This is a genomic window from Desulfotomaculum sp. 1211_IL3151, assembly GCF_036763075.1.
Taxonomy (GTDB): Bacteria; Bacillota; Desulfotomaculia; order Desulfotomaculales; family Desulfotomaculaceae; genus Desulfotomaculum.
In genome coordinates this window covers 61,228-79,351 of the sequence record NZ_JBAIYV010000051.1, presented here as the reverse complement: position 1 = coordinate 79,351, position 18,124 = coordinate 61,228, and the positions used below count along the sequence as shown (strand labels likewise).

Annotated in this window: 19 protein-coding genes; 17 read left to right on the top strand and 2 right to left on the bottom strand. The window is 42.0% G+C overall.

Annotated elements, in window-relative coordinates; translation table 11 throughout:
- Positions 1-6: 6 nt before the first annotated feature.
- The 9 genes from V6C11_RS14655 (at position 7) to V6C11_RS14615 (ending at position 7,436) form a co-directional block, all read left to right on the top strand.
- Entirely contained in the window at positions 7-1,119 is a 1,113-nt protein-coding gene (locus tag V6C11_RS14655; protein WP_333531941.1) for a zf-HC2 domain-containing protein, read from the top strand.
- A gap of 21 nt (positions 1,120-1,140) precedes the next feature.
- A complete protein-coding gene (locus V6C11_RS14650; protein WP_333531940.1) occupies positions 1,141-2,076 on the top strand; it encodes an ABC transporter ATP-binding protein in 936 nt (311 codons plus the stop codon).
- 18 nt (positions 2,077-2,094) lie between these two features.
- Entirely contained in the window at positions 2,095-2,955 is an 861-nt protein-coding gene (locus V6C11_RS14645; RefSeq protein WP_333531939.1) for an ABC transporter permease, read from the top strand.
- A gap of 281 nt (positions 2,956-3,236) precedes the next feature.
- The gene (locus V6C11_RS14640) at positions 3,237-4,520 is read left to right on the top strand and encodes a methyl-accepting chemotaxis protein (protein ID WP_333531938.1); all 1,284 of its coding nucleotides are present in this window, start codon (positions 3,237-3,239) and stop codon (positions 4,518-4,520) included.
- Between the two features lie 435 nt (positions 4,521-4,955).
- Positions 4,956-5,378, top strand: coding sequence for a DUF3842 family protein (locus tag V6C11_RS14635; RefSeq protein WP_333531937.1), 423 nt, complete (start codon positions 4,956-4,958; stop codon positions 5,376-5,378).
- The gene (locus V6C11_RS14630) at positions 5,371-5,559 is read left to right on the top strand and encodes a CooT family nickel-binding protein (protein ID WP_333531936.1); all 189 of its coding nucleotides are present in this window, start codon (positions 5,371-5,373) and stop codon (positions 5,557-5,559) included. Before V6C11_RS14635 ends, V6C11_RS14630 begins: the two co-directional genes overlap by 8 nt.
- Before the next feature lie 196 nt (positions 5,560-5,755).
- Complete coding sequence (locus V6C11_RS14625) at positions 5,756-6,013, top strand: hypothetical protein (RefSeq protein ID WP_333531935.1); 258 nt, start codon at positions 5,756-5,758, stop codon at positions 6,011-6,013.
- Between the two features lie 79 nt (positions 6,014-6,092).
- Positions 6,093-6,533, top strand: coding sequence for a MerR family transcriptional regulator (locus V6C11_RS14620; protein ID WP_333531934.1), 441 nt, complete (start codon positions 6,093-6,095; stop codon positions 6,531-6,533).
- Between the two features lie 54 nt (positions 6,534-6,587).
- Entirely contained in the window at positions 6,588-7,436 is an 849-nt protein-coding gene (locus tag V6C11_RS14615; RefSeq protein ID WP_333531933.1) for a zinc metalloprotease HtpX, read from the top strand.
- Positions 7,437-7,501: 65 nt separating this feature from the next.
- Here the strand turns inward: V6C11_RS14615 and V6C11_RS14610 are convergent, their stop codons facing one another.
- Positions 7,502-8,095, bottom strand: a complete 594-nt coding sequence (locus tag V6C11_RS14610) for a hypothetical protein (RefSeq protein WP_333531932.1) — start codon at positions 8,093-8,095, stop codon at positions 7,502-7,504.
- Between the two features lie 176 nt (positions 8,096-8,271).
- Here V6C11_RS14610 and ybgC point away from each other — a divergent pair, with 176 nt between their 5' ends.
- The 8 genes from ybgC to V6C11_RS14570 all read left to right on the top strand — a co-directional run bounded on the left by ybgC (position 8,272) and on the right by V6C11_RS14570 (position 17,651).
- On the top strand, positions 8,272-8,652 hold the full coding sequence (ybgC, locus tag V6C11_RS14605; protein ID WP_333531931.1) for a tol-pal system-associated acyl-CoA thioesterase: 381 nt from the start codon (positions 8,272-8,274) through the stop codon (positions 8,650-8,652).
- 280 nt (positions 8,653-8,932) lie between these two features.
- A complete protein-coding gene (locus tag V6C11_RS14600; protein ID WP_333531930.1) occupies positions 8,933-9,064 on the top strand; it encodes a hypothetical protein in 132 nt (43 codons plus the stop codon).
- 172 nt (positions 9,065-9,236) lie between these two features.
- Positions 9,237-9,431 (top strand): hypothetical protein, encoded by a 195-nt coding sequence (locus V6C11_RS14595; RefSeq protein WP_333531929.1) that lies wholly within the window; start codon positions 9,237-9,239, stop codon positions 9,429-9,431.
- 72 nt (positions 9,432-9,503) lie between these two features.
- Positions 9,504-11,639 carry a two-component system sensor histidine kinase NtrB gene (locus tag V6C11_RS14590; protein WP_333531928.1) on the top strand — a complete coding sequence of 712 codons (2,136 nt, stop codon included), beginning with the start codon at positions 9,504-9,506 and terminating at the stop codon, positions 11,637-11,639.
- A gap of 191 nt (positions 11,640-11,830) precedes the next feature.
- On the top strand, positions 11,831-14,011 hold the full coding sequence (locus tag V6C11_RS14585; protein WP_333531927.1) for a PAS domain S-box protein: 2,181 nt from the start codon (positions 11,831-11,833) through the stop codon (positions 14,009-14,011).
- A gap of 473 nt (positions 14,012-14,484) precedes the next feature.
- Positions 14,485-15,192 carry an ATP-binding protein gene (locus tag V6C11_RS14580; RefSeq protein ID WP_333531926.1) on the top strand — a complete coding sequence of 236 codons (708 nt, stop codon included), beginning with the start codon at positions 14,485-14,487 and terminating at the stop codon, positions 15,190-15,192.
- Between the two features lie 187 nt (positions 15,193-15,379).
- Positions 15,380-15,688 (top strand): hypothetical protein, encoded by a 309-nt coding sequence (locus V6C11_RS14575; protein ID WP_333531925.1) that lies wholly within the window; start codon positions 15,380-15,382, stop codon positions 15,686-15,688.
- 607 nt (positions 15,689-16,295) lie between these two features.
- Positions 16,296-17,651 carry a DUF1015 domain-containing protein gene (locus tag V6C11_RS14570; RefSeq protein WP_333531924.1) on the top strand — a complete coding sequence of 452 codons (1,356 nt, stop codon included), beginning with the start codon at positions 16,296-16,298 and terminating at the stop codon, positions 17,649-17,651.
- Between the two features lie 78 nt (positions 17,652-17,729).
- Here V6C11_RS14570 and V6C11_RS14565 read toward each other — a convergent pair whose 3' ends face one another.
- Positions 17,730-17,987: a TM1266 family iron-only hydrogenase system putative regulator gene (locus tag V6C11_RS14565; RefSeq protein WP_333531923.1), complete on the bottom strand. Its 258-nt coding sequence runs from the start codon at positions 17,985-17,987 to the stop codon at positions 17,730-17,732.
- Positions 17,988-18,124 lie beyond the last annotated feature (137 nt).

Below are 18,124 nucleotides of genomic sequence, written 5' to 3'. Positions count from 1 at the left end.
GACTACATGAAATGTCCCGAGCAAGGTACCTGGCAGGCCTACCTGGATGATGAGCTTTCAATTGAAGAAGCCGCTTCTTTAAAGGAGCATTTGTCAGAGTGTACCCACTGTTCGAAAACCTTAACAGAATTAAGCCAATTGGCCGATTGGTCCGCTGATCGTTTAATGAGCTACCAAGATGAAATGAATCAAAGTATTTCTGACCAAGCAATTAATAACCATCTTATTAAGGCTTGTGTACAACCAAAAGAAAAAGTAAGGAGCGGTTTTTGGATGAACAAAGGATGGAGAAAATGGACAGCAGTGGCTGCCTCCGCATTAATTTTAACCGGGGCACTTACCTTTACACCGGTTAAACTGGCAGTGGCTGATTTTCTTTCGGTTTTCCGAGTGCAAAAAATTGAAACGGTTAAAATAACACCAAATGATCTGGAGCAAATGGCAAAATCCCTTGAGTCCCAAGTAGGGGAAATTGATTTACAACAATTTGGTAAGGTGGTCGTGCTTAAACAACCAGTGCAAGCCAAATTAACCCTGGCAGAGGCCCAGGCCAAAGTACCCTTTAATTTAAAGCAACCCTCCTTTATACCGGCTGGCTACACCTTGGCCGAGCCGGTTGATGTGAATCAAGAAGGTCTGGCGGAATTTAGGCTGGATGTGGCGCAGACAAACTTACTGTTAAAAGGGCTAGGTTCTACCACTTTGCTGCCGGGGAACCTGAATGCAGAGGCCTTTAAAATAGAGATGCCCGCTGGCATTCAACTGAAATATGTTCAGAATGAGGGGCGTGGTTTTACCCTTACTCAGTTTAATACCCCGGAAATTACCGTGCCGGCTGGAGTGGATGCCAATGATTTAAGGGCAGCATTGTTAGCTTTGCCCATCTTACCCGATGATTTAAGAACCCAACTGGCCAGTATTAAGGACTGGCAAAATACATTGGTGCTGCCGGAAGACGAAGGATCAGAGAAAATTGACCTGGGTGGTACTACGGCCATCTTTAACCAAAGCAAACATGGCTACAGTAATTTGATCTGGGTGGACCAGGGTATCATCTATGGTTTAAATGGTCTGCTGGAGCGGGATACCGCTATTAGGATTGCCGGTTCTTTGAAGTAACGCTGGAACGGAGGGGCATTTTTGTTAGCCATCGAAACCATTGAATTAACCAAGACCTACCAGGGCCAAGGGGGCTGCCGGGATATATCCCTGGCAGTCCCCCGGGGGTCTATATTTGGTTTGCTGGGACCAAATGGTGCTGGTAAAAGTACCCTGGTCAAAATGTTAATGGGGCTGTTACAACCAACCTCTGGCGAAGCCAAATTACTGGGTCGTCCCTTACATGACTTCACAGTGCGTCAGAAGGTAGGTTTTTTGCCGGAGAATTTCAGTTATCATGACTGGCTCACGGGTCATGATTTACTTCGTTTTCACGCTTCACTCTTTGGGTTGCCTGCTAAAAAGTCAGTCCAACGCATACCGCTGGTGCTGGAGATGGTGGGACTGACCCAGCATGCCAGGAAACGGGTGGGCAGCTACAGCAAGGGCATGCAGCAGCGCATTGGTCTTGGTTGTGCCCTATTGCCAGACCCAGAGCTGCTTTTTTTGGATGAACCAACCTCGGCCCTGGACCCCATTGGCCGGAAAGTGGTACGGGATTTGCTGGTGACCCTAAGGGGGCAGGGGAAAACGATCTTTTTAAACAGTCATCTCTTGAGTGAACTGGAAACAATCTGTGATCAGGTTGCCATTATCAAAGAAGGTTGTCTTATTTTCCAGGGGGACTGGCGGGATATCACCACTGGTCGCCGGGTTAAAGTGGTGCTGGCTGGTACGATGCCGGTGCACAGGATTACTGCTTGTTGTGCCGGTTGGCAATTGATTTCCCAGCAAGCCAGTCAGAATCTGGCAGGGGGTCAGGAGCTTATCTTTGCCAGTGCCGAAAAGCTAGAGGTTCCAGAGTTAGTCACCGGACTGGTACAGTCTGGGGCGGCAGTCCACGAAGTAACGCCTATGATCGAGTCGCTGGAAAAACTCTTTTTAGAGGTTGTAACCGACAGCCAGCCCAAGGACTAAGGAAGGAAGGTACCCGACGTGTTGACAATTGCCCGTTTAACCTTTTGGGAAGGTTCCCGTAAAAAAGTATTTCTGGTTACCCTACTGCTTTCGACGGCCTTCTTTCTGCTCTATGGTGCGGCCCTTAACTTCACTGCCCAGGAAATGCGGGGTCTGGGTCCAGGCCACGGCCCGCAGCTTATGCTACAGCAAATGGTTGGCCTGCAACTATTGGGGGCAGGATTGTACTTTGGCTCCTTTTTACTGGCCTTGTTGGCCCTGTTGGCCAGTGTAGGCTCTGTTGCTTCGGAGATTGAAAGCGGCTTGCTGCACGCCATTGTTTCCAAGCCCATTCGACGCAGGGATATTATACTGGGCAAATTTTTAGGCTATGGTTCGATGTTAACGGTCTATGCTTTGGTGCTATATGGAGGTCTATTAGCGCTAAACCAATACTTTAACCCCGTTGCCCTGGGTTTTTTGACCACTGCCAAGGGAATTGCCGGGGCTTTGATTTTTGCTCTGCAGCCCTTAATTCTGTTGGGGGTGGCCTTGCTATGCAGTACGCTGTTAAGAACCCTAACAGCTGGTATCGTTTCAATTGTACTTTTTGGCCTGGGTGCAGTGGGAGGCTTTTTAGAGCAGATTGGCAGTATCGTTAATAAGGCGGATTTGGTTAACTTGGGAATTGCTACCAGTTTGGTGATGCCCAGTGACGCACTGTTTCGTAAACTGTTGACGGTGGTTACCGGCAGTGATATGAATCCGTTATCCTCCCTTTCGGTGGGTCCCTTTGGGGTGTCGGTACCACCGAGCAATGCCATGCTGGTATATGCCTGCCTTTATTTACTGGTCTGTCTTGGCCTGGCGATTTACCATTTTGAACGTAAGGATCTTTAATCGAACAAGACCAGGGGATCTGAAGTCTGCCTATAGGAAAGCAGATTACAAATCCCCTGGTCTTTACTTTACGCGAAAGAAATACCGCTTACAACACCGGCCGGTATCTGGTGTGGGAGAAGCCTATGCCCCAAGGTTTTATGTGATTCCTTAAAAAAGAATTAAAAAAATATAAATTAAATGACTAAATGGCTTACAAATGGCATTTGCAAATGGCATAATAAAAACAGATAAAAATTCTAGAACAGTTAAACTGAGTACTATTATGGAGGTAAATGCCTTTGTTTAAAACCCTTTTTGGCCGCGAAAAGAATCAGCAATGTGCCATAAAGGACATGGCACCAATACTAAAAATATTGTCCTATAACTATTTTTCTGCCACTTATAATCAATTATCTGCCTTTAAAACACAGAATAGGGTATCCGTAATCGGCGGTGAGACTGATTCCCTGGCAGCGGCTTCAGAACAAATGGCGGCATCGATCCAAGAGTTAACCAGTACCACACAGCATAGTCACGGTGAACATTTGAAAGTAGAGGATGCTGTGCAAACTGGTCAACAATCTTTAAATCAAGCAGTGGTTATGTTAGAGGAGGCAGGCCAGTCCATGTCCGTGTTGGCCCAAACAGTAAGGGACCTGGAGGCCAGGGTTCGGGCCATTGATGAAGCGGTGGAAGTAATAACAGAAATAACCGAGCAAACCAACCTGTTGGCCTTAAATGCTTCCATTGAGGCCGCTAGGGCAGGTGACAGCGGGCGCGGCTTTGCTGTGGTGGCGGAGGAAATACGGCGTCTGGCAGACCGGACAAAGGAATCTGCGGTACAAATTAAGGATGTGGTGTTCCACCTCCAAACAGGCATGACCGATACCCTGGCATCCATGGGACAGAGCAGCAATTCAGTGGAGGCAGGCATTTATTCCGCAAAGTCTGTGACGGAACCCTTTGGGGAAATTAAAAGAGCTACCCAGACTGTAAGTAGTTTGTTGGAGCACTTAAGCGGTGCAGCCGAAGAACAAACTGCTGTTACCGAGGAAATTTCAGCCAATGCGGATCAAATTGCTGAAGCCACTAAATTTGCTGAGGAAATTGCCGAAGATGCCCAGTATCAGAAAGACTTTTCATATCGAATTACCAATACCATCTGGGAAGAGATCAAGCAACAAAAGGGTTTTGATCAGGCAGGTTTAGCAGGATTTCTAGCCGAGCGTGTGGTCGACCATGCAACTTGGATTAATAAAGTGGTGGCACATCTAAAAGGGGAAATTAAAGAAGCCGAAGATCTGGCTGATCACCACCAGTGTAAGCTGGGCCGCTGGTACTACGGTGAAGGTGAAATGTCTATCAATAAGTATCCCCCTCAGGTGGTGGATGTATTTAAGAGAATTGAGGAACCACACCGGATGGTGCATCAGAGTGGTTTAATGGCTATCCAGCACCATAGCAAAGGGGATCACCATTTAGCCTTTGATTATGTCAATGAATTAACCAAGGCCTCAAAGGAAATCATTGCCTTGTTTATGGAGTTAATTGATCAAGTGATCAAGTATGAAAGCAAGGGCTAAACTACCGTAATATGTATTGGGCGGGCAAATTGATAAAATTAATTGGCTTTGATATAGCAAATGTATATTAAAACCATGAAGGTTTTGCATTACCCTGAAAAATTATTGTTATGAGTTGGCAAGCTAACAAACAACAGACCCATGAAGGGACGAACTACCCTTTATGGGTCATTTTGATTTTTTTATAAAGGAGTTTTTTATGCATATGGTGGATGCCTTGCTTTCACCTTGTAGGTGGACTATTGCTTGTCATACTATTGATTCAGGCACTTTTCTTTAGTGATGGAATAAATGAGTCATCATAGAAGAGCCCCTTGCCCTTCAGAATTGTCCAATCTGTGGCTCCGCCAAGAACAAATAGAATAAAAAACCCAATCATACTACCTGTGTTTTTTAGTATAATATGTTGGTAAGTTTAATGATTGGAGGAACCAAATGCGTATTGCGGTTATCGATGGGCAAGGTGGGGGAATCGGTAAGGCTGTTGTTAGCAAATTGAGGCAGGTCTTTGGGGAGCGGCTTGAGATTATTGCATTGGGTACCAACGCCTTGGCTACTTCATTAATGCTTAAATCCGGTGCCAATGAAGGGGCAACCGGGGAAAATGCTATCGTTATCAATGCTGCCAAGGTAGACATTATTATAGGGCCGGTTGCCATCATATGTGCAAATTCATTGCTTGGTGAGCTTACACCACTTATGGCTAAAGCAATAGCAGAAAGTCCCGCTAAAAAGGTGCTGATTCCCCTAAATAGATGTAATTTAATTGTGGCTGGGGTTGAAACCAAGCCACTGCCCCATTATATTGATGATGCTATTGAGATTGTTCGAGCACAAAGGGGTGATTGCTGTGTGTGAAGCGAATGTTTACTTGGTGGATAAAGATGGCCATGAGAAACTATTGCTGGAATCAGTAGATAAGATTGTTCCAACGAAAGAAGGCTTATTTTTAGAGAATATTTTTAGCCAAAGAAAGATAGTAAAAGCAAAGATAAAAGAAATGGCACTGGTTGACCATCGAATTATCCTGGAGGAATAGATAGTACCCCATTATATGCAATCGGTTAAACATGTTACGGGAAATAGAGAAAAATAAATTATGCACGGGTTATTTAATAAAAGCACAGTGGGCTTGGAGAAATCTCATCCCCTGTGCTTTTATTTTAGAGAGCAAATTTTCACCCTTTTTATGCCAATGACATATTTTGGCATATATCAAGAAATGAGGGGTGCCGATGTCTCTTAAATATCAAGAACGACCGGAGCGTAACATAGAGAAAGAACTTGAACGTTTAAATAATTTATATGGTCGGATGTTTAGGCAATCGATTCGTAGTAATGATGAAGTAAAAGAACTTAAAGAAGCAATTCAAAACCTGGACAAAAAGTTGGAGCGTAAATTTGATGCTATTGACAATAAATTTAGGGGGTTGTTTTTCTTTATCGGAGGAGGTTTAATCAGTTCCATCTGGGCAATTATTACATTACTTTAGATAAAAGCTACCAAAACGTATAACTGTACAGTTTATTGGTAATCTTGTATAATAATGGAGGGGTGATAGATTTGGGGAGTTGAAGAAATTTAAGATTGGGGAACTGGCTGAATTGGCGGGAGTTAGCCGGAGGACCATCGACTATTACACCAACCTGGGTCTTTTAAAGCCTGAAAGAGCTGAGTCTGGTTACCGTTATTATACGGAAGATTGTTTGTTGCTTTTAAAACTAATTGAAAGTATGAAAAACCAGCGTCTCACCCTGGATGAAATCAAAGGTCGTATTGGTGACCTGACGAGTAACCTACAAGGAGTCATTGGCAAACCACATGGTTTAGATCTCCAATTTCTCAAACAACAATTTAAACTGCTGGAGAATCAAATGGCAGAGCTGCAGCCGCTCGTTAATAATATAGAATCTGGTCAAGGAGTGGTTGCTACTCGGGTGGTATTGATGCGAAGTATGACTCTTATGCAGTCGTTGATTTTGTATCTCAGTGAAGTGACACCTTATCTATAAGACTTTTAGTACTGCTTTTGCTTAGGATGTCATTTTGATGGGAGGAGGAATATAATGAATACCTTAAAAGTTTGGCTCTTAATGGGAGCACTATCGATCATCATGGTAACGATGGGCAATGCCATTGGTGGCAGCAGTGGAGCAATGATTTTCTTTCTCATTGCCATGGCAATGAATTTCTTTGGCTACTTTTACAGCGATAAAATGGCCATTAAAATGACCCAATCTTACCCTGTTTCCGAAGCTGAGGCACCTGAACTATATGAAATGATCCGTCGGTTATCCAAACGTGCCGGCTTACCAATGCCAAGAATATACATTCAACCCTCCGATCAGCCCAATGCCTTTGCCACTGGCCGCAACCCCGAAAACTCTGCAGTGGCGGTAACCGAGGGAATCCTGCGTCTAATGAACCCCCAGGAGTTAGAAGGTGTATTGGCCCATGAGCTAGCCCATATTAAAAACCGTGATATATTAATAGGCACCATTGCCGCTGCCTTTGCCGGGGCCATCAGTATGATGGGTAGTGCCCTACAATGGGGTGCCATCTTTGGCATGGGCCGCAGTGAGGATGAAGAAGGTGGTGGCAGCATGGTGGGTGGCCTAATCATGGCCATTATCTTCCCCATCGCAGCTATGATCATCCAGATGGCCATTTCCCGCTCCCGTGAATACTCGGCAGATGCCACCGGAGCAGAAATTGCCGGCTTACCAGACGGTTTAGCCAATGCCCTATTAAAATTAGAATCTGCAGCTCAACGGGTGCCCATGAATAATGTAAACCCTGCGACTTCCCACTTATTTATCACGAACCCTCTTTCCGGGAACTCCCTGGCACGGATGTTCAGTACCCACCCACCCATTGAAGAACGGGTACAGAGACTAAGAGGCATGAGACGTTAAATATTTTAAATGAGAAAAGCGTAACATCCTTTGTTTTAGGTGTTACGCTTTTAGATTTTATAACACTATGGAAGTATGCCAAAATCCTTGACCACGATTTCTTTATTGAAAATTTCTACTGGTGGGTTAGTTGTATCGATTTCTGCAATCATGGCTTTTATTGCCGGGGCAAATTTCTCTATAAAGCTGTTAAGTTTTATTCTAGTAAAACCCTTGTCATAGGTCAGCTTACTATTTAAAAAATTATTTAACTGAAATTCCTTGCTGGAAAAATACTCATTAAATTTTTCTTCGATGATAGACGGTCCCCAAATGGCAGCTTCCCGGCAAATGTATAGCCGACAAAGGGGAGTCATTGCATCCCTGGGTAAGACACAACCCGTGTCACTAATAAAGGGACAACGGTTTAAGCCTGTCTTCATTTCTATCATGATTCCGTTATATCCCTTGATTATCCGTCCTTTTTTCAGTACAAACTCATAGATAGAGGGGTAATGAAGATATAAAAATAATAAATCAAAAAGACAAAGTTCCGGTTCATAGGAACAGCAACCGATTCGATTGCTCTCTTTCTTTTTATCCCGGTAACAGACAGAACAAAGATTGGTACAAACATTGGGGCGTAAGGGGTGATTAATAATTTTAAACTCCGCCAACATTGGTAAAACCCCCATTTAATAAAATTATCCCATTTCTTTATAAGCTTAACACTACTATATCAATTTTCTGATTATGCCGCTATATTTGTGCCGTACAAAAGAATCAAAAAATGAAGGAGTAAAACATTATTTCATTGAAATAATGTCCCAAGATTATAGCTACAGGAGGGATTCCCATGGAAATTCGGGTTTATTACGAAGATACTGATGCAGGCGGGGTGGTTTACTACTCAAATTACCTGAAATATTTTGAAAGAGGAAGAACGGAATACCTTCGTGACAGGGGATTTTCGGTTGCGGAAATGGCCCAGCGTGGTTTTGTCTTTCCGGTTGTGCACCTGGAGATTAGTTACCGTGCTCCGGCTTTGCATGACGATTTGCTAAAGGTGGAAACTGCCTTATTGGAAATTGGAAGATCCTCTATTACCGTTGCTCAAAAGGTACTTAGGGCTATTGACGGAAAACTCCTTGTGGAAGGTAAAGTAAAATTGGCATGTGTGGGATCAAACATGAAACCGAAGAGGTTGCCGGAGGAGATTATTCAGGCCCTTCTTTAATAATTTATCGGACTTTGACCCGGAGGAAAGGAAAACAATATGCTCGATGCCGTCACAGATATAAGTATGAAAGTGTAGGTTAGATTGGATTCAACATTATAAAGTTAATACATTTAATAGTAAGGTTTTCTTAACACAATAAATAGTCAAGCAAGCTCTTAGCAACTTGCTTGACTATTTAAGTATCATTCAACATTGGTTGATAGCAAAGGATGCAATAGAAAACCCTGCAAAATAACCGTACCCTTGACACGATGGCGTAACAGAAGGGGATGGGTAAATGGCAGCTTCTAGCAATTGGAAGCTGCCATTTGATACTTTAACTATCTATCGTATTTCTAAGACCAATATGATTCCTGTTCAAGAGGATGAGTTTGAGTGTATTGTATCAATAGGCGGAATGATCGACTAGACGATTGTTCCAATGAACTTGGGTATAATTTCCGGATAGTTATGAATTAATATTCCATTGCAAAACTAAAATTAGAGACTATGTTCAAAAAGGGGAAACAATTGTTTTTGTAGAATATCATTTTAATATTATTATAATGTCACAAATTGGAATTAGGGGGACAAATAACTATATGAGTATAGAGACTTTGGATACATACAAATCGATGCTCAAGGATACCTTTCAATCAGTATCTCAAGCCATTGAAATTCATGTCATGCTGTTGGTTATAGAAAGAGCTTTATGGGTTACTAAACATAAATATGAAGAAGCCTCTTTAATTACCTTTTCCGAAGGCGTTGATCCAGCAGCCATGCTACCGTATTAAGGGAAAGATTAATCGGTGATAATTTTACCCTAGGGGATACGCCCCGGACATAGTGTGAAGGGGATAAAGAAAATGCAAATTTGTTCCAAAACCTTATTAAATTCTCGGCGCTGGATACAGTTTATCGAAAGTACGGCCATCGGTTTACAATTGAATCTTTCAATTATACCAGCTAGTATGACTCAGTATGTTCATGTTCCGGATAAATGTCCGGTTTGCCAGCAAACCTTCCCGGACCTAACCCCGGGCGAAATTATGTTAGCTTGGCAGGTGACCAAAAATAACAGAAATGAGCATGAATTTCTTACGGGCCAGGGCTTAACAGTCGTTGCCATGCCTCTTCGGGACGGCTTAGCCGTGGTGGCCTGTGAATGCCCCTGTCGTTCTGGAGAAGGTCTGCCGTCTTTGCTGGAACGATCCAACGTCGCAAGCAAATTGTTAAACAGCTTTCAAATTACCTTACAGGAAGGTTTAGAAGGTGGCCAAAGGGCCATCGAGCTTTCAGCTTTGCGGCAAATGAATTATATTGTTTTATCATTGTTTCGTGGTGATCAAAATGCGGTGGAAAGGGCCCTTGATCTTATATTAAGTGCTTTGGTGATTCTGCTGAAGGCAAAGGGCAGTTGGTTAAAGTATCGGAATGGTACGGAGGAGGATCTTTTAGTAAAGGGGGATGAAGAAGCTGTTGCTTCCTACTTGGGGCAACCGGTCGGGGATGCAGTGGTCACGGAAGCTTGCAATGGCAGTTCCCAGGTACAATTAGGTGTACTATGTCCGACGGATAAAAAACAGGCTACGGCACTTCTGCCATTACTGTCCCAGGAATGCATCTTGGTATTTGAAATCGATCACCTATTCCAATTGCTGCAAGCCCAGCTTACCCGCGTACTGGGGGCCATAGGCAGCGGGATTCTGCTGGTGGACCAACATGGTCAGGTTACTTATCTTAACGGGGCAGCGGAACGTCTTTTAGGTATAAAAGCTTTAACGCTTTTAGGATGTATGGCGGATGATTTGGCAGGACCTTGGGTCACAGCAATAAATGTCAAAACGGCTGAACAGGTTAAGGGCTATATGAGCCCATTGCAGTTAAATGGGCAAAGCCGCTGGGTTGATTGGCAAGTTAACCCTATACGGGATAAGGAAACGATTTGTGGTTGGCTAGTTATGATTAATGACCGTACGGATTATTATCGCTGGCAGGAGGCGGGGCGTCAGGCTGAAAGGCTTGCAACAACTGCTTCCCTAGTGGGGGCTTTGGCCCGGGAATTAAAAAATCCTGTGACGGTGTCCCAGGGGTTAATCCAGTTGATGGGTCGACGAAGAGAGCCACAAAGGATAGCCAGTTATAGCGATATGATCACCCGGGAACTGGATCGAGTAAATCGGTTATTAAATGAGTTTCTTATCCTGGGGAGGCCTTCTGAAATTTCTCCTATTCCTCTAGACCCACTAAATTTTTTAGTGGAGCTTCTACCGCTATTTCAAGGGGAAGCCTTGGGTAAGGAAGTGGAGATAAGTACCAGCCTTCAGCCGGTACCATCTATCTTAGCAGACTCAGGACAGCTTACCCAAGTGATGATGACGCTTATTCGAAACGCTGTAGAGGCTGTGGAAACCGGAGGCAAGGTCATGATTAGACTAAGCAGACTGGAAGATTGGGTTACCATAGAGGTAGAGGATAACGGACCTGGTTTGTCGCCGGAGGTAATGGAAAAGCTATTTCAACCTTTTTTTACTAATAAAGAGCGAGGTACTGGTCTTGCCCTGTCAGTTACCCAGGCAATTGTGCACAATCACGGTGGCAGAATTACAGCTGGTAATGCGATTGATGGCGGTGCACTCTTTTCTGTATTGCTACCGATACAGACATCCAATGAAGGACAACCCTGTCCTCTGGATGTGATGATTGTTTTGAGAGATGAAGTTATTCGCTATCCTGCGGTACAAACGTTGCGAGCAGCTGCCCTAAGATCTTTATCCGCTCCCGATTTAAGCGCTGCATTAAGTATGGCAAATCAGTATGACCCCACGGTTCTGGTTATTGATAACACTACAAATAGCAGTAGTCAAATGGATGAAATTACACGGATTTGGCCCCGCACCAAAATTCTTATTATTGGTGAGCCTAAAGGTATAACGCTTAAACCGGGAGTTGAGTTTATTGCAAGGCCTTTGGATTATACCCGATTAATTGTCAAAGTTTGAGAAATGGCAGGTAAAAGAGCTAATTAATTAGCCTGTACTATAAGTTCCGGGAGTGAGGATTTATTGATACAAAGAATCTAACGAATGAATTATTGGAGATAAAAAGAGAAATTAGCCAAATAGCTGGCCTAAAGGAAACCCTTGGGCAAATGTTAAAGAGATTTGAACATTTGGAGTCACGGATGATTACGATGGCAGATTCAAAAACCGATATGGTTGAACGACAGCAAAGAAATGTTATCGGCGATGCCTTTTATTTTGCCAGTGTCGGAATGGCTGTGACAGCTGCCGATGGGCGTCTGCTTTCCGTAAATCCTTCCCTATGTAAACTGCTGGGTTATACAGAGCAAGAGTTGCTTAGCATGTACTTTCAGGAAATTACTTATCCGGATGATTTAGAAAACAATATTTTTTTCCTAGAGAAATTGTACAGGGGTGAGCTGGATAAATATGAGCTGGAAAAAAGGTATTTGCACAAGCAGGGCCATGAGGTATGGGCGAGTATAAATGTTTCTGGAGTTTCCGATGCCCAGGGCAATTTCTTATATTTTATTGTCCAGATTCGGGATATTAGTGAACAAAAACAGAATGAAGATGAGATTTATCATTTCTTTTCCCTTTCGCAGGATGCCATCGCTACAATCGGTTTAGATGGATATATAAAAAGAGCGAACTTAACCTTTATAAAATCTCTGGGATTTACTAAAGAAGAACTAATGGCTAAACCCTTTATCTTCTATGTTCATCCTGAGGACCGGGCACTTACCCTAATGCAAATCCAAAATTTAGAAAAGGGCATGGAAGTACGGGATCTTGAGAATCGCTTTATCTGTAAAGATGGTTCCCATAAATGGTTTGTTTGGTCTGCCTCATCTTCCATTAGGCTTCCGGTATTTTATGCTGTGGGTCGTGATATTACTGCCAGTAAAAAAATGGAGAAGGAAATAGCCAGATCCCATAACCGTTTTATTAATATTCTTAATAGTATTGCGAATGCTTTTTTTACTCTGGATTATCAATGGAAATTTACCTATTTAAACAAAGTGGCAGAACAACTTTTTATGCTTACTCATAACGAATTGTTGGGCAAAAGTTTTTATAGTTTTGTAGCAGGACCTGTTAAAGAGCAAATTTACGAGGCCTTGAGCAGGGCTGTTGCTCAAAGGATGCCTGTACATTTGGAAATAAAGGATTTTTACCCTGGTAAGTGGATTGAAATTCACGGCTACCCTAGTATGGAAGGAATATCTGTATACATACTTGATATTACTGACAGGAAGCAAATGGAGGAATCAATAAGAATAAGTGAGGCTAGGATCAGGGCCATTTTTGAACAATCATTGCTTGGCATGATAATCGTAGAGGAAGACGGTCGGATAATTGAAGCGAATCAAGCCTTTGCCAAAATGGTTGGCTATACGAAGGAAGAACTCTGCAACAAGGGTTTCAACGATTTTAGCCACCCGGAAGATGATATAAAATGCATGTTGTTTTTTAACAAGTTGGTAGCGGGGCAATATGACCACTACCAAATGGAACAACGGTATATACGAAAGGATGGCAAACCTGTTTGGAGCCATCTATCTGTATCTGTCATCCGGGGTGATCAAGAATTACCTAAAATGTTTATTGCTTTCATTTATGATATTACCCAGTCCAAAGAAATGGAAAAGGAAATGATTCGATTAGATCGTCTGAACCTGATTGGAAAAATGGCTGCCGGTATCAGCCATGAGGTACGTAACCCACTGACTGTTGTTAGGGGTTTTTTGCAAATGCTTAGGGAGAAAAAGGATTGCATTAAATACAGAGATTATTATGAATTAATGATTGGAGAATTAGACCGGGCCAATTCCATTATTACTGAATTTCTCTCCATTGGTCGAAATAAACCAGAAGAACAAAAAATGCAAAACCTTAACGCAATTATACAAACTCTATTACCCTTACTACAGGCTGATGCCATGCAACAGGATAAAAATATTGAAGTAAAGACTGCGGATGTGTCTGATTTACTCCTGAACGATAAGGAAATTCGGCAGATTATCCTAAACTTGGTTAGGAATGGATTAGAAGCCATGTCCCAGGGCGGCTGCATAACGGTACAAACCTATTCAGTTGATGACGTTGTGGTACTGGCGGTAAAGGATCAGGGACCAGGTATACCTCCGGAGGTTCTTGGAAAGCTGGGTACCCCCTTCCTTACCACCAAAGATAAGGGCACGGGTCTTGGTTTAGCTACCTGCTTCAGTATAGCTGCCCGTCATAATGCCACCATAGACATAGAAAGTGATGCAAATGGAACAACCGTTTACATTAAGTTTAATCTACTAAATCCGGCTGTATCCATTCTCCAAGGAAACCCCAGGTGACAAATAGTTAAAGGTAATATCCCACTGCTGCACGGCTAATGCATCCATAGTTAGAGGGTGTGGGTATTTTAACGGCCCCCGGCTGATTGTGTATCACCACAATGAATGCAACGGGAACGTTATATTTTCTAGCAAATTCATAAATGAATTATAAATTGTAGCTTAGACACCATATGGAAAGTAACCGGCATATATTTTGATGCCGGTTACCCTACTTTTATTACGTTCTTCTTTCAATTTCTCTGGATTAACCCCAACACAGGATAGCAAATAATCCCGTGTTCCAGCCTCTAAATAAACTCCGTAGGATAACCAACTGTCTGGTAATCTTCCCGGGCCCTTAACACCCCAGGAAAATTAATATTCTTATATTGAATAATTTTCTTAAAGTGATATATGTTACAGTTTAGTTCCGAAGCTTGCTATATAATACAAACAAGTAATGAACATAATAGCAAGGAGGAATATTAACGATGAAACGTAACGTAATTCAAATAGATCAGGAAAAATGTATTGGTTGTGGACTTTGTACGAATGCCTGTATGCAGGGTGCTATTCAATTAGTTGACGGAAAAGCTAAATTGGTATCAGAATCCTATTGTGACGGTCTGGGTATGTGCCTGCCGCAGTGTCCAGTGGATGCCATAAGGTTGGTAGAAAAGGAAACAGCAGAATTTGATTCTTCCAGATTTAATATAAAGCTTAAGTCCAATCCCAATCCTAACCATGCTGGAGGGAGTTCCTGTGGGTGCCCATCCACCCAAGCAAAGATTATAGAAGGGAAGGATGATGAAGGGCAAAAAAGTGAAAACCAACCTTCCTACTTAAGACAGTGGCCGATTCAATTACATTTGTTAGATCCAAATGCACCCTATTTCCAGAATGCAAATCTGCTGTTGAGTGCAGACTGTGTTATGGCAGCATACGGAGATTTTCAGAATAAATTACTAAAAAACAGGGCAATTGCCATTTGCTGCCCGAAGCTAGACAATATTCAGGGCTATGTAGAAAAACTGGCACAGATTTTTACAGTAAACCATATTAAAACGATTGTTGTAGCCAGAATGGAAGTTCCCTGTTGTGGTGGAGTATCTGCTATATTGAAACAGGCACTGCAGCTATCCGGAAAAGAGATACCCGTTAGGGAAGTTGTAATTGGTGTTGATGGACAAATTAAGTAATGTTACAACAGGCTGTCCCTAAGGGGCAGCCTATTTATGCAAACCAGGAAAGCATAAAATTTTCTTGGTTTGTAAAGGGCAATTAAGGCACAAGTAATTTTCTTTGGGAAATTCATGGGGAACTTATTCAATTATGGTATAATAAGTAAAAATCATGAAGGTCTTTGAGGCTTCCGGGGGGTTGTCCATGAAAAAAGAACATATGGTAGCTCTGGTTTTAACTGTAATTATTAGTTTTAATATTTTGTTGATCTTTAATTCTATGAAGCGAATAGGCTTTGGAACGGCGTTGATTACCTTTTCTATCTTGTTTTTCTTCTTATCCGTCGTGGTAGGATTTTTCTTTATTCATGATTTGAAAAAGAATAATAATTTAAATTCTAAGACAATTGGAATGGTATTAGTAGGTATTTCTGTGGTGTCAGGATTTAGTATTGGTGGGGCCGTTTTGCTGTTCAAATTACTGGCGTTAGCCGGGGGCTATTCAACGGATTAGTAGATAAAAGAGAATTAGAAAATTAAAGAACCTAGGCTTAGCCTAGGTTCTCCTTAATGGGGAACGCCATTTAACAATTAAACTTACCTAACTTACCGAATAACTTAATTATCTAGGGTTCCAACTTTCCTCAATTTAAATTTTCACTTACTTACCAAATTACCTCTTACTAATTACCAAGGGAATCACGAGAATTTGGGTTTTCCAAAACATTACTTTACTTTTTGGACTTAGACTTAACACATGACACTCTTTAAAACAAACCTAACTTAAACAGAACTCAGTGTTTAACCTTAACCTAAACTTGGCGTTCCCCTTGACGATATTATACTATCTGTTATAGAACTTGTAAAGAGGGTAAAGAAGTTTTTTTTGATATTTAAAAAATTTATTTAGCTGTTGTCAGAAGAACCTTCCCCCTGACACTTGAGAAATAGACCCATATTTCTTTGATTTTTCTGAAATATTATGTATACTGAGTATTTTGTAATGATGGAATAGTCTTAATTTGATACAATAAAAGAGGTTGTGAAGATATGGCTAAGGAACTAAAAACTTGTGGATTGGGAAATATGGCCCAAAAAGATTGATTTGGAGGTTGATAATTTTGTCGATAAAGAACATTGGAATAAAACCACCTGAAGTACTTTTGCCGGAAATAACAATTAATTTAAACAAGTGGTCCGTTGTGGCCTGCGATCAATATTCATCTCAGCCGGAATACTGGTCAGAAGTGGAAAGAATTGTAGCAGGGGAACCTTCAACTTTGCGCCTAATATTTCCCGAGGTTTATCTAGAAGAGGGTAGGGCAGAGGAGAGAATAACGAATATTAACGATACGATGAGGCGGTACATCGCTGACAAACTATTGGTAGAAAAGGGAAAGGGCTTTATCTATATTGATCGTAAAACAGCCCATACCGGATCAAGAAAGGGTTTGCTAATTGCCATTGACCTAGAGCAATATGACTATAACCCTGGTGCCAAGACCTTGATTCGAGCCACTGAAGGTACAGTTTTAGACAGATTGCCTCCTAGAATAAAGGTCAGGGAAAATGCCCCCATTGAAGTTCCCCATGTTATGCTCCTTATAGATGATCCGGAAATGACAGTAATTGAGCCCCTGTCAGCACAAACCGAAAGAATGGAACGGCTCTATGATTTTGAATTAATGATGAATGGTGGTCACATTAAGGGTTACAGGGTAAGTGATTCCGCCATGGAAGAAAGCATCATGAAGGCCTTTGTAAGTTTGGCAAAACCCGAATCCTTTAGGGCAAAATATGGGGTAGGCCCAGAAAAAGATGTACTGCTGTTCGCAGCCGGAGATGGTAACCATTCTTTGGCTACTGCTAAAGCTGTTTGGGAAAATATAAAAGCTAGTTTGACAGCCAGTGAGTTTGAAAACCACCCTGCACGTTATGCTATGGTAGAGGTTGTAAACGTTCATGATCAGGGACTAACCTTTGAACCCATTCACAGGGTTGTGTTCAACGTCAATGGAAAAAACTTATTAGATCGTATTGTTGGATACTGTAATAGAAATAACTCAAAAGCCTATTTTCAAGAATTTAATAACAAGGCAGAGTTGGAGCAAGAGGGAAAAAAACTTACTGCCAGTGGAGATTGCCACGTTATTCCCTATATTACCGGTACTTCTAGAGGCCTATTAGTAGTTCAACATCCCAAATTCAACCTAGAGGTTGCAACCCTCCAGAAGGCCCTCAATGATATTTCTGACAACGAAGGAAACTTGAAAATTGATTATATTCATGGGGAAGATGTTTTGAGTTCCCTGGCTTCACAGGATGGAAACATTGGCTTTTACCTTGAACCAATGGACAAACATGATTTATTTAAGACCGTTATTTTAGACGGGGTGTTACCTAGAAAAACCTTTTCAATGGGTGAGGCAGAAGAAAAAAGGTTTTATCTGGAATGTAGGAAGATTACCACCACTTAATTAATCAGGGCGAAAATACCTCTAGCAATAACGCTAGAGGTATTGATTTTAAATTCATTAAACTTTTTTAAAAATGTCTTATGCGTTACAGATGCCACTTAGTGCAACTTTAACTTGAATTTCCCCCAGTGCTTCCAGTTTTTTAACCATTTCACCCACTACGGCAGCGTCTCCGTCCACCACGATGGTAATGACATACTTATTTTTTTCACGGTAGGGTAGACCAACTCGTCCCACAACTAATTCACCAAACTCTGTTAAAATGGCATTTACCTTCGGAGCCAGTTTTTCCCGATTTTCCACAACTATAACGACTCCGCCAACACTATTTTCCATAACATAACCTCCTTTTTTGTTTTTGTGTTAATGGGATATTAGCGTATTTAGCTGATATTCCTCCTGCGAATTTCTTACTTTTTTACGACAATTGCTATCACGGCAAGAAAGAATAGTACAGAATAAGTAGTAGGATA